This window comes from Enterobacter sp. TMH.L2, from assembly GCF_050847315.1.
Classification (GTDB): domain Bacteria; phylum Pseudomonadota; class Gammaproteobacteria; order Enterobacterales; family Enterobacteriaceae; genus Cedecea.
The window spans coordinates 3,799,709-3,825,439 of record NZ_CP193791.1; the positions used below are offsets into that span (position 1 = coordinate 3,799,709).

20 protein-coding genes are annotated in these 25,731 nt (G+C 53.3%); 2 read left to right on the forward strand and 18 right to left on the reverse strand.

All coding sequences use genetic code 11. From position 1 onward, the window contains the following. Positions 1-20 precede the first annotated feature (20 nt). From ACREYP_RS18260 to rpsB, 18 genes are all read right to left on the reverse strand, one after another. Positions 21-2,162 (reverse strand): lysine decarboxylase LdcC, encoded by a 2,142-nt coding sequence (locus ACREYP_RS18260; RefSeq protein ID WP_336818443.1) that lies wholly within the window; start codon positions 2,160-2,162, stop codon positions 21-23. A 115-nt stretch (positions 2,163-2,277) separates the two neighbouring features. Continuing rightward, a complete protein-coding gene (gene accA, locus ACREYP_RS18265; protein ID WP_008456951.1) occupies positions 2,278-3,237 on the reverse strand; it encodes an acetyl-CoA carboxylase carboxyl transferase subunit alpha in 960 nt (319 codons plus the stop codon). A gap of 12 nt (positions 3,238-3,249) precedes the next feature. Next, entirely contained in the window at positions 3,250-6,732 is a 3,483-nt protein-coding gene (gene dnaE / locus ACREYP_RS18270; RefSeq protein WP_166876682.1) for a DNA polymerase III subunit alpha, read from the reverse strand. A gap of 34 nt (positions 6,733-6,766) precedes the next feature. Next, entirely contained in the window at positions 6,767-7,363 is a 597-nt protein-coding gene (gene rnhB, locus ACREYP_RS18275) for a ribonuclease HII (protein ID WP_008456948.1), read from the reverse strand. Further along, positions 7,360-8,508: a lipid-A-disaccharide synthase gene (lpxB, locus tag ACREYP_RS18280; RefSeq protein ID WP_008456946.1), complete on the reverse strand. Its 1,149-nt coding sequence runs from the start codon at positions 8,506-8,508 to the stop codon at positions 7,360-7,362. Before lpxB ends, rnhB begins: the two co-directional genes overlap by 4 nt. After that, positions 8,509-9,297, reverse strand: a complete 789-nt coding sequence (gene lpxA, locus ACREYP_RS18285) for an acyl-ACP--UDP-N-acetylglucosamine O-acyltransferase (RefSeq protein WP_008456945.1) — start codon at positions 9,295-9,297, stop codon at positions 8,509-8,511. Between the two features lie 3 nt (positions 9,298-9,300). Then, on the reverse strand, positions 9,301-9,756 hold the full coding sequence (gene fabZ, locus ACREYP_RS18290; RefSeq protein WP_039290428.1) for a 3-hydroxyacyl-ACP dehydratase FabZ: 456 nt from the start codon (positions 9,754-9,756) through the stop codon (positions 9,301-9,303). A 148-nt stretch (positions 9,757-9,904) separates the two neighbouring features. After that, complete coding sequence (gene lpxD / locus ACREYP_RS18295; RefSeq protein WP_336818442.1) at positions 9,905-10,930, reverse strand: UDP-3-O-(3-hydroxymyristoyl)glucosamine N-acyltransferase; 1,026 nt, start codon at positions 10,928-10,930, stop codon at positions 9,905-9,907. A 3-nt stretch (positions 10,931-10,933) separates the two neighbouring features. Then, positions 10,934-11,434: a molecular chaperone Skp gene (gene skp, locus ACREYP_RS18300; protein ID WP_008456940.1), complete on the reverse strand. Its 501-nt coding sequence runs from the start codon at positions 11,432-11,434 to the stop codon at positions 10,934-10,936. 124 nt (positions 11,435-11,558) lie between these two features. Next, positions 11,559-13,964, reverse strand: a complete 2,406-nt coding sequence (gene bamA / locus ACREYP_RS18305; protein ID WP_008456939.1) for an outer membrane protein assembly factor BamA — start codon at positions 13,962-13,964, stop codon at positions 11,559-11,561. Between the two features lie 33 nt (positions 13,965-13,997). Beyond that, positions 13,998-15,350 carry a sigma E protease regulator RseP gene (gene rseP, locus ACREYP_RS18310; RefSeq protein WP_008456937.1) on the reverse strand — a complete coding sequence of 451 codons (1,353 nt, stop codon included), beginning with the start codon at positions 15,348-15,350 and terminating at the stop codon, positions 13,998-14,000. An 11-nt stretch (positions 15,351-15,361) separates the two neighbouring features. After that, on the reverse strand, positions 15,362-16,219 hold the full coding sequence (gene cdsA, locus ACREYP_RS18315; RefSeq protein ID WP_008456935.1) for a phosphatidate cytidylyltransferase: 858 nt from the start codon (positions 16,217-16,219) through the stop codon (positions 15,362-15,364). An 18-nt stretch (positions 16,220-16,237) separates the two neighbouring features. Then, positions 16,238-16,990, reverse strand: coding sequence for a (2E,6E)-farnesyl-diphosphate-specific ditrans,polycis-undecaprenyl-diphosphate synthase (gene ispU / locus ACREYP_RS18320; protein WP_008456932.1), 753 nt, complete (start codon positions 16,988-16,990; stop codon positions 16,238-16,240). Positions 16,991-17,176: 186 nt separating this feature from the next. Beyond that, positions 17,177-18,376 carry a 1-deoxy-D-xylulose-5-phosphate reductoisomerase gene (gene ispC / locus ACREYP_RS18325; protein WP_008456931.1) on the reverse strand — a complete coding sequence of 400 codons (1,200 nt, stop codon included), beginning with the start codon at positions 18,374-18,376 and terminating at the stop codon, positions 17,177-17,179. A gap of 170 nt (positions 18,377-18,546) precedes the next feature. Further along, positions 18,547-19,104 carry a ribosome recycling factor gene (gene frr / locus ACREYP_RS18330; protein WP_008456929.1) on the reverse strand — a complete coding sequence of 186 codons (558 nt, stop codon included), beginning with the start codon at positions 19,102-19,104 and terminating at the stop codon, positions 18,547-18,549. A 138-nt stretch (positions 19,105-19,242) separates the two neighbouring features. Continuing rightward, positions 19,243-19,968 carry a UMP kinase gene (gene pyrH, locus ACREYP_RS18335; protein WP_008456928.1) on the reverse strand — a complete coding sequence of 242 codons (726 nt, stop codon included), beginning with the start codon at positions 19,966-19,968 and terminating at the stop codon, positions 19,243-19,245. 147 nt (positions 19,969-20,115) lie between these two features. Further along, a complete protein-coding gene (gene tsf / locus ACREYP_RS18340; RefSeq protein WP_008456925.1) occupies positions 20,116-20,967 on the reverse strand; it encodes a translation elongation factor Ts in 852 nt (283 codons plus the stop codon). 135 nt (positions 20,968-21,102) lie between these two features. After that, entirely contained in the window at positions 21,103-21,828 is a 726-nt protein-coding gene (gene rpsB, locus ACREYP_RS18345) for a 30S ribosomal protein S2 (RefSeq protein ID WP_008456923.1), read from the reverse strand. Between the two features lie 314 nt (positions 21,829-22,142). On the opposite strand from rpsB, the gene map reads away from it, so the two are divergent. Continuing rightward, positions 22,143-22,937, forward strand: a complete 795-nt coding sequence (gene map, locus ACREYP_RS18350) for a type I methionyl aminopeptidase (RefSeq protein WP_039300527.1) — start codon at positions 22,143-22,145, stop codon at positions 22,935-22,937. Between the two features lie 64 nt (positions 22,938-23,001). Continuing rightward, positions 23,002-25,674, forward strand: coding sequence for a bifunctional uridylyltransferase/uridylyl-removing protein GlnD (glnD, locus tag ACREYP_RS18355; protein ID WP_336818441.1), 2,673 nt, complete (start codon positions 23,002-23,004; stop codon positions 25,672-25,674). Positions 25,675-25,731 lie beyond the last annotated feature (57 nt).

The window sequence follows — 25,731 nt, forward strand, 5'->3', positions numbered from 1 at the left end:
CTTCCCTGCAAAGCAAGCGCTCAAGCCTCTTTTAAGACTCGTACTCTGTAGACGCCGTCCTCACCGAGTTTAGCCCCGTGAATATCCGTTTCAAAGCCCGGATAATGTTCCCCCACAGAGCACAGCATCAGCAGGAAGTCGAGCACCGCCCGACTCTCTTTGGTGATCACTTCTCCCGGCATCACCACCGGCACGCCTGGCGGATAAGGCAGGATCATATTGGCTGAAACTCTGCCCAACAGTTCCTCTATTTCTACCGTTTCTACGTTGCCTTTCACCTGCTGCTGATAAGCCTCATGCGGCGTCATACGCATTTCTGGCAGGACATCAAAAGCGCGCAACATTAGATCGGGCAGGTTATGTTGCTTAATCAGTTTGTGGATCCCCTGCGCCAGCGTCTGAATGCGCATGTTGCGATAAAAGTCCGGATCTTCCGCAAAAAGATCCGGCAGCATGTTCCTCACACGCAAATTAAGATCGTAAGACCGCTTAAACTCCGTCAGCCCGCGCAGCAGGCTTAGCGCTTTTGTCTTATCAATACCGATACTGAACAGGAACAGCAGGTTGTACGGACCGGTCTTCTCAACAACAACGCCCCGCTCGTCGAGAAACTTGGCCACCAGCGCCGCCGGGATCCCCTCTTCTGCCATTTCACCCAACTCGCTCATGCCCGGCGTCAGAATAGTGACTTTGATAGGGTCGAGATACATGTGTTCGGCATCGGCATCCCTGAAGCCATGCCAGTCTTCCTCTCCGGGGGCAATGGGCCAGCACTCGGCCTCATCAACATGATCGGGTTGCCAGATATCGAAGAACCAGTCTTCTGACTCTTCGCGCAGGCGCTGCACTTCACGGCGGAAATGCAGGGCACGCTCAACGGAACGGTTGATCAGCCGTTTCCCCGTATTACCGCGCAGCATCGCCGCGGCCGTTTCAATCGAGGCCACCAGCGGATAGCTCGGGGAAGTGGTGGTATGCATCATGTAGGCTTCGTTAAAGGTCTCTTCATCGTAATCACCTTTAATGTGAATCAGCGAAGCCTGGGAGAACGCCGCCAGCAGCTTATGGGTCGACTGGGTTTCATAGATAATTTTCCCCGGTACTCGATCACCGCTCATGCCGCTTTTTCCCTGATAAATCGGATGGAAGTTGGTATAGGGCACCCAGGCGGAGTCAAAGTGAATCGACGGCACATCTAGCGTTTGCTTGATGAAATCGGTGTTGTACAGCAGCCCGTCGTAGGTCGAGTTGGTGATAACCGCGTGCACCGGCCACTGCGCATTCGGGGTTTCAGCGACCTTTTTCTCGATATTTTCACGAGTAAATTCACGCTGCGGAATACCGCCCAGGATCCCCAGCGCGTTACGCGTTGGCTTCAGCCAGATTGGCACCAGATTGGTCATCATCAGCAAATGGGTCAGCGATTTATGGCAGTTACGATCGACCAGAATTGTGCTGCCGGATGGCGCGGCATACATGCCGACTATCTTGTTCGACGTCGAAGTCCCGTTAGTCACCATATAGCTTTGTTCGGCGCCGAAGGTGCGGGCAATGTACTCCTCCGCCTCCAGATGAGGGCCGGTATGATCTAGCAACGAACCCAGCTCCGTAACCGAAATCGACACGTCGGCCTTCAGCGTGTTGCCGCCAAAAAAGTCGTAAAACAAGCAGCCGACCGGGCTTTTCTGGTAGGCGGTACCGGCCATATGCCCTGGCGTACAGAAAGTGTATTTTCCCTCTTTCACATAGGTGAACAGCGCTTTGGTCAGCGGCGGCGTAATCGTATCCAGGTACTCGTCGGTGTACTGGCGAATACGCAGGGCGATGTCGTCGGCCGCGCTCAGCGCATACTCGAAGAACCACAGCGCCATGCGCATTTCATTCACGCTAACGTTTAGAGAGGAATGTGTATTGATGAATGCATACAGCGGCAGATCTTCATTCAGCAGGTTAATTTCGCTGCACAAGTCGAGGCTGTATTCGTCCCAGTCAAAGACCACGCCGCAGATACGAGGGTTGTGCTCAATCAGCTTAAGCAGGTCAGTGCTGTTGGTGGGGTAGATGAGCTGAAAGCCCTGCAGCTCCAGCGCGCGATGCAGTTCCTTAATAGGTTCGTCTTTGTAGAAAACGCCGTGCGGCCCCATAATCGCAATGGTATTCAATGTTCACCTCCTGGAAATCACCTGGCTAAGCATAGCGCAATGGGATTTTCCATGAAGCAATAAATGCAAAAAGGGCCGGAAAATCCGACCCTTATCGCTATTTTACAACTCAAAATCAGGCGTAGCCGTAGCTCATCAGGCGCTGATAACGACGGTTTAACAATTCATCTTTGTTCAACACGTCGAGATCCGCCAGATCGGCCAGCAGCTGTGCACGCAGGGAAGCAGCCATCACTTCTGGATTGCGATGCGCACCACCCAACGGCTCTGGGATCACGGTATCGATCAGCTTCAGCTCTTTCAGGCGAGGAGCAATGATCCCCATCGCTTCTGCGGCCAGCGGGGCTTTATCCGCGCTCTTCCACAGGATTGACGCACAGCCTTCCGGGGAAATAACGGAGTAAGTGCTGTACTGCAGCATGTTTACTTTGTCACCCACGCCAATGGCCAGCGCACCACCGGAACCACCTTCACCGATAACGGTACAAATGACCGGTACTTTCAGGCGGGACATTTCACGCAGGTTGCGGGCGATCGCTTCAGACTGACCACGTTCTTCGGCGCCAACGCCCGGATAAGCACCCGGCGTGTCGATGAAGGTAATGATCGGCATGTTAAAACGTTCAGCCATTTCCATCAGACGCAGCGCTTTACGGTAGCCTTCTGGTGCCGGCATACCGAAGTTACGACGGATTTTCTCTTTGGTTTCGCGCCCTTTCTGATGACCAATGATCATCACCGGACGACCTTCCAGACGAGCAATACCGCCCACGATAGCTTTATCGTCGGCATAGGCACGATCGCCGGCCAGTTCGTCGAACTCATCAAAAGCCAGACGAACGTAATCCAGGGTGTACGGACGCTGCGGATGGCGCGCCAGCTGCGCAATCTGCCATGCACCTAAATCAGCGAAGATCTTGCGGGTCAGCTCAACGCTTTTCTCGCGCAGACGCTGCACTTCTTCGTCCAGATTAATATCCAGTTTTTCATCCTGGCGGCTAACGGCCGTCAGGGAATCGATTTTCGCTTCCAGCTCTGCAATCGGCTGTTCGAAATCAAGGAAATTCAGACTCATAATATTCCTGTTTTAGTCAAACTCCAGTTCCACCTGCTCCGAACCAATCAGCGTTCGCAGATCGTTAAGTAAACGATCGCTAGGGGAAACACGCCATGTCGCACCGAAGCGCAACCGGGCTCGTGCATCCACCCTCTGATAGTAGAGATGTACTGGAATTGTCCCCGAACGATGGGGTTCCAGAGACTGACGGAGACGGTTTAAAAGCTGGTCATCAATTTGCCTGTCCGTCAGCGAGATAGCAAGCCCACGCGCGTACTTTTCACGGGCTTCGTCGATGTCCATCAGCTCGCGGGCCGTCATTTTAAGCCCTCCGCTGAAGTCATCAAAGCTGACCTGTCCGCTAACGATCAGGATACGGTCTTTTTCCAGCAGATGCTGGTATTTTTCTAGCGCATCTGTGAATAACATCACTTCCAGACGACCAGAGCGGTCATCCAGCGTACAGATGCCGATGCGATTACCTCGCTTGGTGACCATAACCCGCGAAGCAATCACCAGACCCGCAGCCGTGGTCATTTTACCACGTTCCGTCGGGTGCATCTCTTTCAGGCGCATGCCACCGACATAGCGCTCGATTTCTTTCAGGTACTGGTTGATCGGGTGACCGGTAAGATACAGTCCGAGCGTCTCACGCTCCCCTTCCAGCACCACTTGTTCAGGCCAGGGAATCACGCTGGCGTAGGACTTTTCGACCTGCTCAGGCTCTTCGGCCAGAACGCCGAACATATCTGCCTGGCCAATAGCTTCCGCTTTCGCGTGCTGATCAGCTGCTTTTAACGCATCACCCAGCGCATTCATCAGCGCCGCGCGGTGAGGCCCAAGGCGGTCAAAAGCCCCGGACATAATGAGTTTTTCCAGCACCCTGCGGTTAAGCTTTTTGATATCGGAACGCGCGCACAAATCAAAGAGATCGAGGAAATGCCCGCCTTGATTACGCGCTTCGATAATGGCTTCAATCGGGCCTTCACCCACGCCTTTTATCGCGCCGATGCCGTAAACAATTTCCCCGTCATCGTTAACGTGGAAATGGTAAAGGCCAGAGTTAATATCCGGCGACAGGACTTTCAGCCCCATGCGCCAGCACTCATCCACCAGGCCCACCACTTTCTCGGTGTTATCCATATCGGCGGTCATTACGGCCGCCATAAACTCTGCCGGGTAGTGCGCCTTCAGCCACAGCGTCTGATACGAAACCAAAGCATAGGCGGCAGAGTGAGATTTGTTAAATCCGTACCCGGCAAATTTCTCTACCAGGTCAAAGATTTTCATCGACAGCTCGCCGTCGACGCCGTTTTTGATTGCGCCCTCTTCAAAGGTGCCGCGCTGCTTGGCCATCTCTTCCGGTTTCTTTTTACCCATCGCACGACGCAGCATATCCGCGCCGCCGAGGGTATAACCGGAAAGCACCTGGGCAATCTGCATAACCTGTTCCTGATACAGGATGATGCCGTAGGTAGGCTCCAGTACCGGCTTCAGGCTTTCGTGCTGCCATTCCACATCCGGATAAGAAATCGCTTCGCGGCCATGTTTACGGTCGATGAAGTTATCTACCATCCCCGACTGCAGCGGGCCCGGACGGAAAAGTGCCACAAGGGCGATCATGTCTTCGAAGCAGTCAGGCTGCAGACGCTTAATCAGGTCTTTCATGCCGCGGGATTCAAGCTGGAAGACCGCGGTGGTTTCCGAGCGCTGCAGCATGTCGAAGCTTTTCTTATCGTCGAGCGGAATGGCGGCGATATCAATCGGCTCCAGCCCCTGTTTTGCCCGACGCGGGTTGATCATTTTCAGCGCCCAGTCGATGATCGTCAGCGTACGCAGCCCCAGGAAGTCAAACTTCACCAGGCCCGCATATTCAACGTCGTTCTTGTCGAACTGGGTAACCGGATGCTGCCCCTGGTCATCACAATAAAGCGGCGCAAAATCGGTAATTTTGGTTGGGGCGATAACCACGCCCCCGGCATGCTTACCGGCGTTACGCGTGACGCCTTCCAGCTTGCGCGCCATGTCGATCAGGGCTTTAACTTCTTCGTCAGCTTCGTAGATCTCCGGCAGCTGCGGCTCCGCCTCAAAGGCTTTCGCCAGCGTCATGCCGGGATCCGGCGGCACCAGTTTGGAAATGCGATCGACAAAACCGTAAGGGTGACCGAGTACGCGACCTACGTCGCGAATAACCGCCTTCGCCGCCATCGTACCAAAGGTAATGATCTGCGAAACGGCTTCACGCCCATACATCTCGGAAACGTGGTCGATCACCTGGTCGCGTTTTTCCATGCAGAAATCAACGTCGAAGTCAGGCATCGAAACACGTTCCGGGTTAAGGAAACGTTCGAACAGCAGGTCAAACTCAAGCGGGTCGAGGTCGGTAATCTTCAGCGCATAGGCCACCAGCGACCCCGCACCTGAACCACGCCCAGGCCCGACCGGCACGCCGTTATCCTTCGACCACTGGATAAACTCCATCACGATCAGGAAGTAGCCGGGAAAGCCCATCTGGTTGATAACCTGCAGCTCGATATCCAGGCGCTCGTCGTATTCAGGGCGTTTCTGCGCACGCACTTCCGGGTCCGGGAACAGGAACTCAAGACGTTCTTCCAGCCCCTCTTTGGATTTCATGACCAGGAAGTCTTCGGTGGTCATCTCTCCCGTCGGGAATTGCGGCAGGAAGTACTCACCCAGGCGCACGGTCACGTTACAGCGCTTGGCAATCTCAACGCTGTTTTCCAGCGCTTCCGGGATGTCCGAAAACAGCTCGCACATCTCTTCTTCGCTACGCATATATTGCTGGGCGGAGTAGTTACGCGGGCGCTTAGGATCGTCCAGCGTGAAGCCATCGTGGATCGCCACTCGGATCTCGTGGGCATCAAAGTCGCCGGCATCAATAAAGCGGACATCGTTGGTGGCAACCACCGGCAAGCCGCGTTCGTCAGCCAGCGCCACGGCGGCGTGAAGATAGTTTTCTTCATCCACCCGACCGGTGCGAATCAGTTCCAGATAGAAGCGATCGGCAAAATGCTGCTGCCAGAATTCCAGGCACTGATCGACCAGCGGCTGGTTTCCACGAAGCAGGCTTTTGCCAATATCTCCCATGCGCCCACCGGAGAGCAGAATTAGCCCTTCGTTTAACTCTACCAGCCACTCTCGGTCAATAATCGGGCCCGCTGCGCCGTAGCCACGCTGGTAGGCACGAGAGATCAGTAAGGTAAGGTTTTGATAGCCTTCATTGTTTGCAGCCAGCACCGTCAAGTGACTAAGCTCATCGCCTAACAGCTCGTTGGCAACGTTAAAGTCCGCACCGATGATCGGCTTAATACCGGCTCCATGGCCGGAACCATAGAATTTGACCAACCCACAGAGGTTGGTGAAATCGGTGATAGCGAGAGCAGGCATTCCCAGCGCCGCGGCTTTTTTTACCAGCGGCCCGGTCTTCGCCAGCCCATCAATCATGGAATAGTCGCTGTGCACCCGAAGGTGAATGAAACGTGGTTCAGCCATCTCTCACCAATTACTCTGTATCAGCTACTAAGGCTCAGGAGACGAGCCCAAGCGCGCGTTTGACGGGGCCAAAACTGCGGCGATGGTGCTCAGTGGCACCATGCTCGGCCAGCTTTTCGAGATGAAAAGCGGTTGGGTAGCCCTTGTGCTGAGCAAAACCGTACTGCGGGAAGCTGAGATCCAGTTCGGCCATTTCACGATCGCGCGTGACTTTGGCAAGTATTGACGCCGCACTGATTTCTGCCACCCGGCTGTCGCCTTTAACAACCGCCAGCGACGGCATAGGCAACACAGGGCAACGGTTGCCGTCAATCAACACATATTCAGGCACAACATTCAGGCCCGCAACCGCACGCTGCATGGCCAGCATCGTGGCATGCAAAATGTTGATATTGTCGATCTCGTGCGGCTCGGCACGGCCCAGACTCCAGCTTAATGCCTTTTCGACAATTTCGTCATACAGCGCCAGACGGCGTTTTTCAGATAATTTTTTCGAGTCCGCCAGCCCGATAATCGGCTTTGCCGGATCGAGGATCACAGCTGCAGTAACAACGGCGCCGACCAAAGGCCCGCGCCCTACTTCATCCACGCCGGCGACAAGGTGCGTATGCGGGTAAACAAATTCGATCATTGAGCCAGCTCCAGCACGGCGTCCGCCGCCTGCTTGTCCGCATTACAACGGATCTGCTGATGCAAATCCCGGAAGGTGTCATGCATCTGATGGCTGACGGCACCGTCTTCCAGCAACGGCTCCAGCGCACAGGCAAGCCCGATAGGCTCACATTCGTTTTGCAGCAGCTCTTTAACCAGCTCGCGGCCTGCCAGTAAATTTGGCAGGGAAACGTAATCGGTTTTCACCAGCCGCTTCGCCAGCCAGAACGTGAACGGCTTCATGCGATAGCCAACCACCATCGGGCATTTGGCCAACATACATTCAAGCGCAGCCGTGCCGGAGGCCAGAAGCGCCGCGTCACTGGCAATCATCGCTTCACGTGCTTTTCCGTCCAGAAGATGTACATGCAGTTCGGGGGCAATCTCAGCTTTAATCTTTTCGAACTGCTCACGACGCTTTGCATTCACCAGTGGCACCACGACTTCCAGTGCAGGCCAACGCTTGCGAAGCAGTTGCGCTGTTCTGAGGAAGTCTGCGCTAAGCATTTCGACTTCAGCGCCGCGACTGCCGGGCAACAACGCCAGGCATTTTGCATCTGCCGCAATGCCTAACGTCGCACGCGCAGCGTTTTTATCCGGATCGAGCGGCATGGCATCCGCCATGGTATGCCCGATGAAACGACACGGTACATTAAACCGGTCGTAAAACGCTTTTTCGAAAGGCAGAAAAGCCAATACCAGATCGGTCGCTCTACCAATTTTGAAAACGCGTTTTTGTCGCCATGCCCAAACGGACGGACTGACGTAGTGGATCGTACGGATCCCTTGTTTTTTGAGGTTGCCTTCAAGCGTGATATTGAAATCCGGCGCATCAATGCCGACAAAGACGTCGGGCTGCAGCTCGGTGAAGCGCTTCGTGAGATCGCTGCGGATCTGCAGCAGGCGACGTAAACGGCCAAGCACTTCAACGATGCCCATGACCGCAAGCTCTTCCATTTCATACCAGGCTTCACAACCTTCAGCCTGCATAAGCGGCCCGGCCACGCCAACAAAGCGAGCATCAGGCACGCGAGCTTTCAGTTCGCGAATAAGTCCGGCACCAAGAATGTCGCCGGAGGTTTCTCCGGCGACCAGGGCAATCGTAAGGGGACGACCAGGCTTCATTTAACGAATCAAACCGCGCGTGGAGCGGGCAAAGAATTCAATAAATGCATTCACTTCCGGATGCTGAGCTGCAATTTCAGCAATTTCCGGCTTCGCCTCTTCAAGCGTCTTGCCGCTGCGATAGAGGATCTTGTAGGCGTTGCGAATAGCGTGCAGCGCTTCTTTGCTGAAACCGCGACGCTTCAGGCCTTCAATGTTCACACCAAACGGCGTCGCATGGTTGCCCTGTGCGATAACGTAAGGTGGAACGTCCTGAGCAACGCCGGAACAGCCGCCAACCATCACGTGGGCACCGATGATGCAGAACTGATGCACCGCAGTCATTCCACCGATGATGGCGTGATCCCCGATTTGTACGTGACCCGCAAGCGTTGCGTTGTTCGCGAGGATAACGCGATCGCCAATCTGGCAATCATGCGCAACGTGCGCATTGATCATCAGCAGGTTGTCGCTTCCCACCTTCGTTAATCCAGCATCTTGCACCGTGCCGCGATGGATGGTGACGCTTTCGCGAATGCGGTTGCGGTCGCCAATTTCCACGCGAGTTGGCTCACCCGCATATTTCAGATCCTGGTTAACTTCACCGATAGACGCGAACTGGTAGATCTCATTGTCACGGCCAATTTTGGTGTGACCATTGACGACAACATGAGATTTCAGCACCGTGCCTTCGCCGATTTCAACGTTTGGACCTACGAGACAAAACGGGCCAATGTGAACGTTAGCGCCAATGACGGCACCTTCTTCCACAATAGCGGTTGGATGAATAAAGGCGGACTTATCAATCACGTATTATGCCTCCCGGCTGCGTGCACACATCATGGTCGCTTCGCAGACAATCTTGCCGTCAACAATTGCGACGCCTTTGAAACGCGTCAAACCACGACGAGTTTTCTCAAAGGTCACTTCCATAATCATCTGATCGCCAGGCACAACAGGGCGCTTAAAGCGCGCTTCATCGATGCCAGCAAAGTAATACAGTTCACCCGGCTCAAGTTTACCCACGCTTTTGAATGCAAGAATACCGGTAGCCTGTGCCATCGCTTCCAGGATCAATACGCCCGGGAAAATCGGCTTACCAGGGAAGTGCCCCTGGAAAAACGGCTCATTTACAGAGACATTTTTTACTGCGCGCAGAAAACGACCTTCTTCAAAATCCAGCACGCGATCAACCAGCAAGAACGGATAACGGTGCGGCAGAAGCTCTAAAATCTCTTCAATGTGCAGAGTATGAGTGTCAGTTGTCAAAATACTCTTCCTGTCTAAATATTCTAAATGACAATAATAACACGGCCTGCGGCAATCAAAGAATGCCAGCAGGCCGCAAATCAAAAAGCGCGGCTTACGCTCCAGCCCTAATGGCCGGAAACACGGCAGCGCAGGGAGCAGGCGACGATCAGTCTTGTTGATTGACCTTACGTTCGATGGCTTTTAAGCGTTTGCTCATCTCATCGATGTTCATCACCAGGGCGGCGGTTTTACGCCACGCTTTGTTCGGTTGGAGCGGGATCCCCGAAGAGTAAACTCCCGGTTCAGTGATTGGACGCATCACCATTCCCATTCCTGTCACGGTCACCTTGTCACAGATTTCCATATGGCCGTTGATTACGCTGGCACCACCAATCATGCAGTAACGGCCAATTTTAAGGCTGCCCGCCATGATAACGCCACCCGCAACCGCAGTATTGTCGCCAATCACAACGTTATGTGCAATCTGGCACTGGTTATCAATGATAACACCATTGCCGATGATCGTGTCATCCAGGGCGCCGCGATCGATTGTCGTACAGGCACCAATTTCAACGCGATCGCCAATAATGACCCGGCCTAGCTGAGGAATTTTCACCCAGTTACCGCGATCGTTAGCGTAGCCAAAACCATCTGACCCAATCACCGTGTTGGACTGAATCAAGCACTGAGCACCGATTTCGATGTTGTGATAGATGGAGACATTGGCCCATAAACGGCTACCCGCGCCGATTTTGGTATTTTTTCCTACAAAGCAGCCAGCGCCGATCACCACGTTATCGCCCAGCTCAACGCCTGATTCGATAACGGCATTTGCGCCGATAGAAACATTTTGACCAAGCCTCGCGGTCGCATCAACAGCTGCGCTTGGCGCAATATTGCTTGCAGGCTGAGGCGTGGTATCAAGAATTTGCGCCATACGGGCATAGGTCAGGTAGGGATTCTTCACTACCAGCGCCGCGCTCTTAGCGTATGGAAGGTCGGCTTCGGTCATCACGACGGCAGAAGCCTGGCAGACAGCCAGCTGTTCACGATAGCGAGGGTTAACCATGAACGTAATGTGGCCAGACTGGGCAGTTTGCATAGATGCAACGCCGGTGATGACGATATCGCCATCACCGTGCAATTCTGCATCCAACTGCTGGGCTAATTCAGCCAGTCGAATTGAAGACATTACTTATTTAACCTGTTTCAGTACGTCTGCAGTGATGTCTTTAACGTCGTTACCTGCGTAAGCAACGGTGTTTGCATCCAGAACAACATCATAGCCTTTATCGTCTGCAACTTTCTTCACAGCGGCCTGGATACGAGTAACCAGTTTGCTGCGCTCTTCGTTGGAACGACGGTTACGATCCTGCTCAAAAGCCTGTGCTTTTTCGGAGAACGACTGGCGCTGAGCCATGACGTCTTTTTCCATTTTGCTGCGATCTGAAGCTTTCATGGTTGAACCATCGCGCTGCAGGCGCTGCATTTTGGATTGCAGATCGTTTTCCATTCCCTGCAGTTCGCTGGCGCGGCCTTTGAACTCATTTTCCAGGGTTTTAGAAACACCGGTGTTTTGTGCGACCTGTTGGAACAGGTTGCCCATGTTAACTACTGCGATGCTGGAGGCAGCCTGAGCGCCGGCTGAAGCAACCATAGCAATCCCGAGACCTGCGGCAACTAACCACTTTTTCACTATAAACTCCTTACCATCCCATAGGCGTCCGAAGACACTGTTTTTTTGCGAGCACCTGCCAACTGACTAAACGGCTAACAGGTGCAGCGCCTCACTGCTGTTGCGTTCCATCGCGCAGAACAAATTACCAGGTTTTACCAATGTTAAACTGGAACTGTTCTGCCTTGTCTCCATCATATTTCTTATACGGCTGAGCATAAGAGAAGACCAGCGGCCCCAGAGGCGACATCCACTGCAGCGCAATACCTGCAGACATACGGATGTTACTTGGCGTGCTGTAATCAGGTATACCTGCCGCTCTGGTCGCGTCGGTGTTCTCCCATTTGGTATCCCAAACGGTACCTGCATCGACAAACAGGGAAGTACGAACAGAGTTTGCGTACTTCTCACTCAGGAACGGCGTCGGGGTAATCAGCTCAAGGCTGGCCACACCCATGGCGTTGCCGCCCACCGCATCGTTAGAGTTACACACAGTACCAGTGCCACAGTTACGCTGGTTCGGGCCGTAATAAGCGGCTTTTGGACCAATGTTGTTTGACTGGAAACCACGCACGGTGCTGGAACCACCTGCATAGAAGTTCTCGTAGAACGGCAGTTCTTTACCACCCAGACCATCGCCGTAACCCCAACGGGTACGACCCAGCACAACCCACGTATGATTGTCATTGATCGGGAAATAACTCGCCGTATCTAACGTCACTTTGTAGAACTCGTTATCGGAACCCGGAATGGTGACTTTACCATTCAGGTTGACGCGAGAACCATCCGTCGGGAAGTAACCGCGGTCAAGGTTGCTGTATGTCCAACCATAGTTCAGAGTGAAGTCATCTGCCGAGAAACTGTTGTCGTTGGCATTCATAGTTGGGTGCTGACCCACAGAATCCAGGTAGCGCCACATAGCTATCTGCGGCTGCATGTTCGACAGATCGTTATGCACGTAACCCAAACCAAGGCGCAGCGTGTTGTATTCATTCACCGGGAAGCCCAGTGTTGTATCCAGCCCGTAGCTCTTGTTGGTGTAGTCAGACAGGTCCGCGTCATCAGCTTTAAAGTCGTTGAAGAAGATACGACCACCAAGGCTAACACCATCCACCGTAAAGTACGGATCGGTCGCTGACAGTTCCGCGTAGGTCTGGTAATCGTTTTTGGTGCCGCTGATCCCAACCGAGTAGCCTGTACCCAACCAGTTATCCTGCTGAACACCGACCTGGAAGCTCACACCGCTTTCAGTACCGTAGCCAACACCGAAGTTGAAACTACCGGTGTTACGCTCTTTCACTTTATAGACAACGTCAACCTGATCCGGGCTGCCGGATACGCGCTGGGTGTCCACATCGACGGTCTCGAAGTAACCCAAGCGGTTCAGACGTTCTTTACCGGCATCAACAAGGTTGCTGCCCAGCCACGCCCCTTCCATCTGGCGCATTTCACGGCGCAGAACGGCATCTTTACTGGTGTCGTTGCCTTCAAAGCGGATCTTACGCACGTAGTAACGGTTACCGGAGTCGACGTTAACGTGCAGCTTCACGGTTTTGTCAGCGTCATTAATTTCTGGCTGAGTCTGTACGCGCGGATAGGCGTAACCATAGCGACCCAGCAGTTTCTTAATGTCGTCTTCCATTTTAGTGACTTTGGTGCCGTTATACAGCTCACCCGGCTGCATCTTAGTCAGGCTTTCAATTTCCGCAGAATGCCCGGCCAGATTGCCTTTCACATCCACGCCGGCGATCTTGTACTGCTCGCCTTCGGTGATGTTGATGGTCACATAAATGCTTTTCTTATCCGGCGTCAGGCTAACCTGCGTGGAGTCAATATTGAAACGCGCATAGCCGCGATCCAGATAGTAGCTACGCAGGGTTTCGAGGTCCCCCGCCAGCTTTTGCTTCTGGTATTTACGATCGCCGACAACGTTCCACCACGGCACTTCATCACGCAGTTGGAAACGGGAGATCAGCTCATCCGTGGTAAACGCGTGGTTACCGACGATGTTGATCTGCTGGATTTTTGCGGAGACGCCTTCCTGGAACACCAGTTTTAGGTCAACACGGTTACGCGGCAGCGGCGTGACGACAGCTTTGACGCTGGCGCTGTATTTCCCGACGCTGTAGTAGAAATCTTCCAGCCCTTTCTCGATGTCGCCGAGGGTCGTGCGGTCGAGGGATTCCCCCACGCGTACCCCGGAAGCTTCAAGGTTCTGCTTCAGCATGTCATCTTTCACCGACTTGTTGCCGGAGAAGGTGATGCTGGCAATGGTTGGACGCTCTTTGACCTGCACAAGCAGCGTATTACCATCACGCAGAACTCGCACATCCTCAAAGTTGCCGGTGGCAAACAGTGAGCGGATTGTATTACTGATATCCTCGTCAGAGACGGTGTCGCCTACGCGCACCGGCATACTGAGGAGGGCCGCACCGACGGCGACTCGCTGCAGGCCTTCGAAATGAATGTCTTTCACCACGAACCCGTCTGCACCGTATACGGTGGCGCTGCTAAACAGCAGCGTCGCTATGAGGAGCTTTTTCATCGCCATCGTTGTTATGCGTTCTTCCTAACCTAATTCTCTCTATAAACGAGAGAAATCATTGAAAAGTGCAAGCCCCATTAATAGCACCAGCAAAATAGAGCCAATGCGATAACTGAAGTCCTGAACTCGCTCGGAAACCGGAGTGCCTTTCAGTTTCTCAACCGCCAAAAAGAGCAGGTGCCCGCCGTCAAGGACGGGAAGAGGAAACAGGTTAATGATCCCTAAGTTGACGCTGATAAGCGCCAGGAACATCAGAAAGTAAATTAACCCATATTCCGCCGACATACCTGCCCCCTGAGCTATGGAGATTGGCCCACTGAGGTTGTTCAGTTTTACATCACCGGTTATTAATTTCCCCAGCATGTTGACCGTCAGCTTCATCAGTTGCCAGGTTTTATCCGTGGCTTCTGCTACAGCGGTAAACGGCCCATACTGACGCACTGTTTTGTACTCGTCGGGCAGCGGGATAATTTTAGGTACTACCCCTGCAAACCCTTCTGCCTTCGCTTTACCCGGTTTTGTATCCGGTATCAGCGTCAAAGACAAGGGGCTCCCCTGTCTTTCAATCTCTAAGGCTAGCGGTTGACCTGGATTGTCACGCACCAGGTTAACAAACTCACTCCATTGAAGGAGTGGCTGACCGTTGACTTTAACGATCCTGTCCCCCGCTTGCAAACCTGCCTTATTGGCCGCGGACTGCGGCTGAACTTCGTCCAGCACGTTTTCAATTTGCGGACCACGGGGCCTGAATCCAAGTGATACGACCGGATCCTGCTTATCAGGCTCAAACTGCCAATGGCTTAGATCAAGGGTGACATCACGCGTTTGATTTGTCCCAAACGGCGCATAAGACACTCTCGCGCTCGCATCGCCAATCTTACCGATTAAAGCTAAACGAACAGCATCCCAATCAGGCGTTTCGATACCATCTATCGCTTTTAGTTCCATGCCGGCGCTAATTTGTGCTTCCGCCGCGATAGAGTTGGGGGTTATTTCACCGATCACTGGACGCAGGCTGGGAATGCCAATGATAAACACCAGCCAATAGGCAAAGATAGCGAAGATGAAGTTAGCGATTGGGCCAGCGGCGATAATCGCCGCTCGCTGAGAAACCGTTTTATTGTTAAAAGCAGCATGACGCATCTCCGGCAGCACCGGCTCAACGCGTTCATCCAGCATTTTAACGTAGCCACCCAGCGGGATCAGCGCGATAACAAATTCGGTTCCCTGACGGTCAGTACGACGCCAAAGCGCCTTACCAAACCCGATGGAGAAGCGTTCCACACGAACGCCACAGCGGCGAGCAACCCAAAAATGGCCGAACTCGTGCACGGTAATTAAAACACCCAGTGCAACGATAAACGCAGCCAAATTCCAGAGTATGCTCAACATAAAACCTTCCGTTAAATCGTCCTGAATACCAGAAGCAGCAGACAGGCAAACACCGGCACTGCCGCTGTCAGGCTGTCAATGCGGTCAAGAATACCACCATGTCCCGGGATAAGGTGACCACTATCTTTAATCCCTGCTTCGCGTTTGAACATACTTTCGGTCAAATCACCTAAAACGGAAGCCAGCGCGGCAACAATGGAACAGGTTAGCAGAACAACAGGTGCCACGTTCAAATTCGCCCACATGCCGAACAACAACGAGATGACGGCAGAAGTCGCAAGGCCACCAATAAACCCTTGCCAGGTCTTGCCAGGAGAAACCTTTGGCGCAAGTTTATGCTTGCCAAACATCTTCCCGAAGACATAAGCGCCAGAGTCTGCGCCCCAGACCAGGAACATCACATACAGTAACCAAACAGAGCCGCTGTAGTGGTTAATATCATAATGCCAGCTGCGCAACGCTACCATGCCCCAGAAGAAGGGAACAATGGTCAGCAGGCCAAAGACCAGGCGAAGCGGTTTGGAATTACGCCACAGCGCCGCAGAAGCCGGATAGAACAGAACCAGCAACAGCGCCGCTACCCACCACACTAGCGATGCCCAGAGTGAGAATTCGATTATCGGCAAATGCACCGAATGCCGATACTCCGGCAACGAAATCAGCATGACGGCAAGCAACAGACCACATAGCACCGCCAACCAGACACGTTGCGAACGCGCAACAAAACCGGCGAGTTGCCCCCATTCCCATGCGGCCAGCATACAAATCACCAGCGTAGCAATCGCAAATCCTACTGGCGGAAGCCAAAACAGCGCCGCGATGACAACGGGAATCATAATAAACGCGGAAATCAGGCGATACTTCAGCAAAAGTGACCCCCAACAGGCTTATTCACCACCAGGTGCTGTGCCACCAAAACGACGCTCTCGGTTTGCAAAAGCATTTAGCGCACCTTCAAAGTCTTGTTCATCGAAATCAGGCCAAAGAACATCGGTAAAATAAAGTTCCGCATAGGCAATTTGCCAGATGAGGAAGTTACTGATGCGATGCTCTCCTCCTGTCCTAATTACTAAATCTACGGGAGCCAGCTCATGCATGCAGATCTGCTGACCGAGCAGTTCTTCATCTATCTGATCCGGGCGCAATAAGCCTTCCTGCACCTGCGACGCAAGCTGTCGCACTCCCTGAATGATATCCCAACGCCCGCCATAATTCGCAGCGATATTGAGCGTCAGCCCAGTGTTCTCACTGGTTAATGCTTCAGCTTTTTTGATTCTTTCCTGCAGGCGGAGATTAAATCGGCTGGTATCGCCGATAATACGCAAGCGAACATTATGACGGTGCAGGCTTTTCACCTCACTGTCTAATGCCCAGACGAACAGCTCCATCAACGCGGTCACTTCCTGAGCGGGGCGGTTCCAGTTCTCGCTGCTAAAAGCGTAAAGCGTCAGCGCATCGATACCGTTATTCGCTGCAAAAGTCACAGCGCGGCGTACCGATTTCGCGCCAGCTTTATGACCGAAAACCCTCATTTTACCCTGACGCTTAGCCCATCGGCCGTTGCCATCCATGATGATGGCAACATGGCGGGCGCCATGCGTAGTTAAGGATTCGCTTAATTGTTGATTAGCAGACAACATAACGCGTAATGATTCCCTGAAAAAAATTAAGCGGTACTCAGGAATATTGAAGCCTGGTGCATAAAAAAGCCGTGTTGTGACACGGCTTTCCACTCAACGCTCAGTCACATCTGGCGATTAAGTGGCGCAGACTATATCACTGAAGCACAAAGCGAACAAATGGCGGTACTTCAGCCGGATGAATTATCACCGGCTTGAGAGGTGCATCACTTGTTTCCTGGCGATTTCACGAGCAACAGCGTCCACACTAAGCACTTCATCCACACTTTGTGGATCAGTTAAATTCATTTGATCCAGCACGCTGCGGTTCAGCACGGCGATATCGGTAAATCTGACCTGCTGATTCAGGAACGCCTCAACAACCACTTCGTTTGCCGCATTTAGTGCGGTTGTCGCCGCCTGCCCCTGCGCGCTGGCATCAATGGCTAACTTAAGGCATGGATAGCGCTCAAAATCAGGTTCCATGAAAGTCAGCGAACCGATTTTGCAGAAATCGAGTGGTGTAACACCAGATTCTACGCGCGCGGGGTAAGCCATCGCATGGGCAATAGGCGTACGCATGTCGGGCTCACCAAGCTGAGCCAGCACGCTGCCATCGCGGTAACGAACCATAGAATGAATGACAGACTGAGGGTGAATCAGCACTTCCATTTGTGCAGCTGAAGCGTTGAACAACCAGCGAGCTTCAATGTATTCGAGACCTTTGTTCATCATAGTGGCAGAGTCGACGGAAATCTTACGCCCCATCGACCAGTTCGGGTGGCTGCATGCCTGATCCGGCGTCATCGCCGCCAGGTCTGCATAAGCCGTTTCCCGGAACGGGCCACCCGATCCGGTGAGGATAATAGACGACACGCCATTATCTTCGAGGCTAGCGTATCCCAGGTTACGCTGGATTGTTTCCGGCATACTCTGAAAAATGGCGTTATGTTCGCTATCGATAGGCAACAACTGCGCTTTGCTACGAGCAACCGCTTCCATAAACAAACGCCCGCAGGTAATCAGCGACTCTTTGTTCGCCAGCAGAACCTGCTTACCGGCGGAGATAGCGGCAAGCGTTGAAGACAGCCCTGCCACGCCCACAATAGCAGCCATCACCTGATCCACTTCGTCAAGCGTAGCAACTTCGCAAGCGGCCTGCTCACCGGCCAAGACTTCAGTTTTACTCCCCTGCTCTTTCAGGGTACGACGGACTTCCGCCGCCGCAGACTCACTGGCCATGACCGCATACTTCGGCGAGAACGCCAGGCACTGCTCCACCATTTTCCCGACATTAGTGCCCGCAACCAGAGCCGTAACGGCAAATTTTTCAGGATTATGACGAACGACGCTAAGCGTGCTGACGCCAATAGAGCCGGTGGAACCAAGAATAGTGAGCTGCTTCATGAGGTACTCGGGGTCGTAAAATGAAGGATTAATGGCGCAATAGTTTGCGGCGCGGGACGCCCATTGTCTACGCCTTTACTTGACGTTTTTATAAAGCAAAACGCCGCCCGTAAACGCTTCGCGGTGCGCGAGGGCTTACTGGGCGGCGAATTTTCCACAGAAATTGTGGATTAGAACTGCATCAGCTCGGTTTCTTTTTCAGACAGAGCCGCATCCACTTTCTTGATAGCAGCATCAGTCAGCTTCTGCACGTCGTCCTGAGAACGGCGATCGTCATCTTCACTGATCTCTTTGTCTTTCAACAGCGCTTTAACTTTATCGTTAGCGTCGCGGCGAACGTTACGAACAGCCACGCGTGCGCCTTCGGCTTCGCCACGTACCACTTTGATCAGGTCTTTACGACGCTCTTCGGTCAGCGGAGGCAGTGGAACACGGATATCGGTGCCCGCAGAGCTTGGGTTCAGACCAAGGTCAGAGGCCATGATCGCTTTCTCTACCGCCGGGCCCATAGAACGATCGAAGACGTTGATCTTCAGAGTACGGGTATCTTCAACGGTGACGCTGGCCAGCTGGCGCAGCGGCGTTGGTGTGCCGTAGTATTCTACGACGATGCCGTCCAGCAGGCTTGGAGAAGCGCGGCCGGTACGGATTTTGCTGATTTGGTTTTTAAACGCTTCGACGCATTTATCCATACGCACTTCAGCATCTTTTCTGATATCGCTAATCACGTTACGAATCCTTGAAAACTGGTTTAAGGCAGACCACGCTTATTCTCTGCAGCTGCAACGCCGCAGGCTAAGTATAGCCCTGTTTATTCCTGGCTGTAGATAAAGCCAAATCTTACCCTGATTACCGGGCAACTGAAATTATTCAGTAATTAAAGTGCCTTCTTTCTCACCCATTACCACACGACGCAGCGCACCCGGCTTGTTCATGTTGAACACGCGGATCGGCAATTTGTGGTCACGAGCAAGGGTGAACGCGGCAAGATCCATCACTTTCAGCTCTTTATCCAGCACTTCACTGTAGGTCAGCTGATCGTACATGGTTGCAGCAGGATCTTTTGCCGGATCGGCAGTAAACACGCCATCCACTTTAGTGGCTTTCAGTACCACGTCTGCTTCGATTTCGATTCCACGCAGGCAGGCCGCAGAGTCAGTGGTAAAGAACGGATTACCGGTACCGGCAGACAGGATAACTACGCGGTTAGCGCGCAGCAGGCTGATCGCTTCAGCCCAGCTGTAGTTATCACAAACGCCATTCAATGGAATAGCGGACATCAGGCGGGCGTTCACATAGGCGCGGTGGAGCGCATCGCGCATCGCCAGGCCATTCATTACGGTCGCCAGCATGCCCATGTGGTCGCCCACGACGCGGTTCATGCCGGCTTTAGCCAGGCCTGCACCACGGAATAAATTGCCACCGCCGATTACCACCCCGACCTGAATGCCAAGTTCCACCAGCTCTTTAATTTCCTGAGCCATACGGTCCAGAATACTCGCGTCAATACCAAAGCCTTCTGTGCCTTGCAGAGCTTCGCCGCTCAGTTTGAGCAGAATACGTTTGTAGACGGGTTTTGCATTGGTAGCCATGTTTCTTTCCTGAGAACAGTCAACGAATGGGGGATGGTTAATTCTGGCGACATTCTGTCGCATTTCAGCCCGCTCGCCTAACGGAGCGCTCTGAAATTGTAAGGCTGGATAAAAAGGAACCGCCGGTTGGCGGTTCCTTTTAAACCATTAAGACTGCTTGGACATGGCAGCAACTTCTGCTGCAAAGTCAGTCTCAACTTTCTCGATACCTTCACCCACTTCGAAGCGGATGAAGTTAGTTACGTCAGCATTGTGCTCTTTCAGCAGCTGAGCAACAGTTTTGCTTGGGTCCATGACGAACGGCTGACCAGTCAGAGAAACTTCACCGGTGAATTTCTTCATGCGGCCTTCAACCATTTTCTCTGCGATTTCTTTTGGTTTACCGGACTGCATCGCGATGTCCAGCTGAACCTGGTACTCTTTCTCTACAACTTCTGCAGAAACGTCTTCAGGCTTAACGAACTCAGGCTTGCTTGCAGCGATGTGCATGGCCAGCTGTTTAACCAGCTCTTCATCAGCACCTTTAGCGGCAACCAGAACACCGATACGTGCGCCGTGCTGGTAAGAACCCAGAACTTCGCCTTCCAGGGAAGAAACGCGACGGATGTTGATGTTCTCACCGATTTTAGCAACCAGTGCAACGCGCTCTTCTTCAAACTGCGCTTTCAGAACTTCAACGTCGGTGATTTTACCCGCGACTGCTGCATCCAAAACTTTGTTAGCAAATGCCTGGAAACCGCCGTCTTTAGCAACGAAGTCAGTCTGGCAGTTAACTTCCAGAATCACGCCGTAGTTGCCGTCGATCTTAGTGATGATCACGCCGTCAGCAGCAACGTTGCCTGCTTTTTTAGCCGCTTTGATCGCACCGGATTTACGCATGTTCTCGATTGCCAGCTCGATGTCGCCGTTGGCTTCGGTCAGCGCTTTTTTACAATCCATCATGCCAGCGCCAGTTCGCTCACGCAGCTCTTTTACCAGGGATGCGGTAATTTCAGCCATTCTAAAATCCTCGGAGATGTTGCCTGCCCGGCGCATTGGCCAGACGGGCTTAAAAGTGAAAAAGGGGCCATAAAAAGGCCCCTAACCAAACTAGATACTACCTGGTTAAATAAGGGCTCTAGCGAGCGTGCCTTATTATTCTGCTTCTACGAAGCTTTCTTCCGCCTGGGAAGCCAGATCCTGAGAACGGCCTTCACGAACGGTTGCAGCTACAGCGCCCAGGTACAGGCTAACAGCACGGATAGCATCGTCGTTACCAGGGATAACGAAATCAACACCGTCCGGATCAGAGTTGGTATCAACGATAGCAAATACTGGGATACCCAGGTTGTTTGCTTCTTTGATAGCGATGTGCTCGTGATCGGCATCGATAACAAACAGTGCGTCCGGCAGGCCGCCCATGTCTTTGATACCGCCCAGGCTGTTTTCCAGCTTGTCCAGCTCACGAGTGCGCATCAGCGCTTCTTTCTTAGTCAGCTTGTCGAAAGTACCGTCTTGAGCCTGAGTTTCCAGGTCTTTCAGACGTTTGATGGACTGACGAACGGTTTTCCAGTTAGTCAGCATGCCGCCCAACCAGCGATGGTTCACGAAGAACTGATCGCAGCTGTTAGCAGCGTCTTTCACCGCTTCGCTTGCAGCGCGTTTAGTACCAACGAAAAGGATTTTGCCTTTGCGAGAAGAAATCTTGTTCAGTTCAGCCAGAGCTTCGTTGAACATTGGTACAGTTTTCTCAAGGTTGATGATGTGAACTTTGTTACGTGCGCCGAAGATGAAAGGCTTCATTTTCGGGTTCCAGTAACGGGTCTGGTGACCGAAGTGAACACCAGCCTTGAGCATGTCGCGCATGGAAACAGTAGCCATGTTTTAAAACCTCTATATAAAGTATGGGGTTATGCCTCCACGTATCCCATATTGCCGACCCCAAAGGGCACCCCGGAATATGTGTCGATACGTGTGTGTTATTTACACAAAGTGAGCGTATTTGGCTGTACCCGAAAAATCGGAATACAAGTCCGGCGCGCTTTATACCATAAATGGCGCCCAGACTCCAATAGTTGTTGCCGTGATACGCACTTGATGATTCTCAATTTTGCAGGGAGACGCCCCCCCTGATACCATTACAGCAACTTCCCTGCTCATTTCATGTCGACGTTATCGACATCTGCGGATCTGATATGGCTATCTCAATTAAGACACCTGAAGAAATCGAAAAAATGCGCGTCGCTGGCCGCCTGGCTGCCGAAGTGCTGGAAATGATCGAATCCCACGTTAAACCGGGCATTACCACCGGCGAGCTGGATCGCATCTGTAATGATTACATCGTGAATGAACAGCAGGCTATTTCCGCTTGTCTGGGCTATCACGGCTTCCCAAAATCCGTCTGTATCTCTATCAACGAAGTGGTTTGCCACGGCATTCCAGATGATGAAAAAGTGCTGAAAGACGGTGATATCGTCAATATCGACGTGACCGTTATCAAAGACGAATACCACGGCGACACCTCTAAGATGTTCATCGTGGGCAAGCCGACGATTCTCGGCGAACGCCTGTGCCGCATCACCCAGGAAAGCCTGTATCTCGCGCTGCGCATGGTGAAACCGGGCATCCGCCTGCGCACGCTCGGCGCGGCAATCCAGAAGTTTGTTGAAGCAGAAGGTTTCTCCGTCGTACGTGAGTACTGTGGCCACGGCATTGGTCGCGTATTCCATGAGGAACCTCAGGTACTTCACTATGACGCAGATGACGGCGGCGTAGTGCTTCAGCCGGGCATGACCTTCACTATTGAACCGATGGTTAACGCCGGTGATTACCGCATTCGCACTATGAAAGACGGCTGGACGGTGAAAACCAAAGATCGCAGCTTGTCTGCTCAATACGAGCATACTATTGTGGTGACGGAGAACGGCTGCGAGATTATGACCCTGCGTAAAGATGACACCATCCCGGCAGTGATTTCGCATAACGAATGATGCCCTGACGTCAGTCAGCAATCTAAGCCGGCCCTGAGCCGGCTTTTTTTATGGGTAGCGCACAATGAGTCCAGCTTTGCCAGAGCAGTTTGCCAACACCACCGAACCCGAGATCGCCGGCCAGCCGGACTATCCAAACAGCTGGCAGGAAGCCGAACTTAACTGCGCAGACATCAAGTCGCACTTAGACACTTTTCAGAAATGGCTGGGTAAAGCCTTCGATAGCGGCGTTTCCGCTGAACGGCTTATAGATGCCCGCACCGAATTTATCGATCAGCTGCTGCAGCGGCTGTGGATTGCCTACGGCTTTGCCGATGTTCCCGAAGCCGCGCTGGTTGCCGTGGGCGGCTATGGCCGCGCCGAGCTTCACCCGCTGTCGGATATCGATCTCCTGATTCTGAGTAGAAAACGGCTAACGGACGCCCAGGCGCAGAGTATCGGCGAGTTGCTGACCCTGCTTTGGGACGTGAAGCTGGAAGTGGGCCACAGCGTACGTACGCTGGAAGAGTGCCTGCTGGAAGGCTTGTCCGATCTGACGGTCGCCACTAACCTCATCGAATCTCGCTTGTTAATTGGCGATGTCGCCCTGTTCCTTGAGCTTCAGAAACACATTTTCAGCGAAGGTTTCTGGCCGTCGGCCAAATTCTTTGCCGCCAAAGTCGAAGAGCAAAACGAGCGTCACCAGCGCTATCACGGCACCAGCTACAACCTTGAGCCCGACATCAAAAGCAGTCCTGGCGGCCTGCGTGACATTCACACGCTGCAGTGGGTTGCCCGCCGTCACTTCGGCGCCACCTCCATGGGCGAAATGGTGGACTTTGGTTTCCTGACTGAAGCAGAGCGTAAAGAGCTGGATGAATGCCAGCATTTGCTGTGGCGCATTCGCTTTGCCCTGCATCTGGAAGTCAATCGCTACGACAACCGGCTGCTGTTTGACCGCCAGCTTAGCGTGGCCCAGCGCCTGCACTACAGCGGCGAAGGCAACGAGCCGGTCGAACACATGATGAAGGACTTCTACCGCGTCACTCGCCGCGTGGGCGAATTGAACCAGATGCTTTTGCAACTGTTCGATGAAGCCATTCTGGCGCTCGATGCCAGCGAAAAACCGCGCCCGCTGGATGATGACTTCCAGCTTCGCGGCACGCTTATCGATCTGCGGGATGAAACCCTGTTTATGCGCGAGCCGCAGGCTATACTGCGCATGTTTTACATGATGGTGCGTAACCGCGACATCACCGGCATTTACTCCACGACGCTGCGCCACCTTCGTCACGCCCGCCGTCACCTGACCCAGCCGCTCTGCTACATCCCGGAAGCGCGCGAGCTGTTTCTGGTGATGCTGCGTCATCCTGGCGCGGTAAGCCGTGCGCTGGTGCCAATGCATCGCCATAGCGTGCTATGGGCCTATATGCCGCAGTGGTCGCATATTGTCGGTCAGATGCAGTTCGACCTGTTCCACACCTACACCGTGGATGAACACACCATTCGCGTCCTGCAAAAGCTGGAAAGCTTCGCGAAAGAAGAAACTCGCTCTAAGCACCCGCTGTGCGTCGATCTTTGGCCGCGCCTTTCCCATCCTGAGCTGATTTTAATCGCCGCTCTCTTCCACGATATCGCCAAAGGGCGAGGCGGCGATCATTCAGTGCTGGGCGCGCAGGACGTGCTGAAATTTGCCGAGCTTCATGGCCTTAACTCCCGCGAAACTCAGTTGGTTGCGTGGCTGGTCCGTCAGCATCTACTGATGTCCGTCACCGCTCAGCGCCGTGATATTCAGGATCCTGAAGTCATTAAACAGTTTGCCGAAGAGGTGCAGACCGAAAACCGCCTGCGCTATCTGGTCTGCCTGACGGTGGCGGATATCTGCGCAACCAACGAAACGCTGTGGAACAGCTGGAAGCAAAGCCTGCTGCGTGAGCTGTACTTCGCCACCGAGAAACAGCTGCGCCGCGGGATGCAGAACAGCCCGGATATGCGCGAACGTGTTCGTCACCACCAGCTTCAGGCGCTTGCCCTGCTGCGGATGGACAACATTAATGAGGAAGCGCTGCATCACATCTGGGCGCGCTGCCGGGCAAACTACTTTGTCCGCCATACGCCAAACCAGATCGCGTGGCATGCCCGGCATTTGCTGAAGCACGATCTTAGTCAGCCAATGATCCTGCTGAGCCCGCAGGCAACGCGCGGCGGCACGGAGATCTTTATCTGGAGCCCGGACAGGCCTTATCTGTTTGCCGCCGTCTGCGCCGAACTCGACCGTCGTAATCTCAGCGTTCACGACGCGCAGATCTTCACGACCCGCGACGGTATGGCGATGGACACCTTTATCGTGCTCGAGCCCGATGGCAGCCCGCTGTCCATTGACCGACACAATATTATTCGCCACAGCCTCGAACAGGCGATCACCCAGACGACCTGGCAGCCACCGCAGCCACGCCGTCAGTCGGCAAAACTGCGTCACTTTACCGTCGATACCGAAGTCAATTTCCTGCCAACGCACACCGACCGGCGTACGTTCCTTGAGCTGATTGCGCTCGATCAGCCGGGTCTTTTGGCCAGGGTGGGTGAAGTGTTCGCCGACCTCGGTATTTCGCTCTACGGGGCGAGAATTACGACAATTGGTGAGCGAGTAGAAGATTTATTTATAATCGCCACCGCAGACCGGCGTGCACTTAATAATGTGCTCCAGCAGGAAGTGCAGCAACGGTTGACAGCGGCCCTTAATCCAAACGATAAATAACGGTCTTTTATTTTTTACCTTTTTAGCCCGAAAGCGACAGTCAAGTTGATTGTCGCC

Coding starts and splice junctions, on each gene's coding strand:
- accA (WP_008456951.1), bottom strand. CDS start 3,237: ATGAGTCTGAATTTCCTTGATTTCGAACAGCCGATTGCAGAGCTGGAA.
- dnaE (WP_166876682.1), bottom strand. CDS start 6,732: ATGGCTGAACCACGTTTCATTCACCTTCGGGTGCACAGCGACTATTCC.
- rnhB (WP_008456948.1), bottom strand. CDS start 7,363: ATGATCGAATTTGTTTACCCGCATACGCACCTTGTCGCCGGCGTGGAT.
- lpxB (WP_008456946.1), bottom strand. CDS start 8,508: ATGAAGCCTGGTCGTCCCCTTACGATTGCCCTGGTCGCCGGAGAAACC.
- lpxD (WP_336818442.1), bottom strand. CDS start 10,930: ATGTCTTCAATTCGACTGGCTGAATTAGCCCAGCAGTTGGATGCAGAA.
- bamA (WP_008456939.1), bottom strand. CDS start 13,964: ATGGCGATGAAAAAGCTCCTCATAGCGACGCTGCTGTTTAGCAGCGCC.
- rseP (WP_008456937.1), bottom strand. CDS start 15,350: ATGTTGAGCATACTCTGGAATTTGGCTGCGTTTATCGTTGCACTGGGT.
- ispU (WP_008456932.1), bottom strand. CDS start 16,990: ATGTTGTCTGCTAATCAACAATTAAGCGAATCCTTAACTACGCATGGC.
- ispC (WP_008456931.1), bottom strand. CDS start 18,376: ATGAAGCAGCTCACTATTCTTGGTTCCACCGGCTCTATTGGCGTCAGC.
- pyrH (WP_008456928.1), bottom strand. CDS start 19,968: ATGGCTACCAATGCAAAACCCGTCTACAAACGTATTCTGCTCAAACTG.
- tsf (WP_008456925.1), bottom strand. CDS start 20,967: ATGGCTGAAATTACCGCATCCCTGGTAAAAGAGCTGCGTGAGCGAACT.
- rpsB (WP_008456923.1), bottom strand. CDS start 21,828: ATGGCTACTGTTTCCATGCGCGACATGCTCAAGGCTGGTGTTCACTTC.
- map (WP_039300527.1), top strand. CDS start 22,143: ATGGCTATCTCAATTAAGACACCTGAAGAAATCGAAAAAATGCGCGTC.
- glnD (WP_336818441.1), top strand. CDS start 23,002: ATGAGTCCAGCTTTGCCAGAGCAGTTTGCCAACACCACCGAACCCGAG.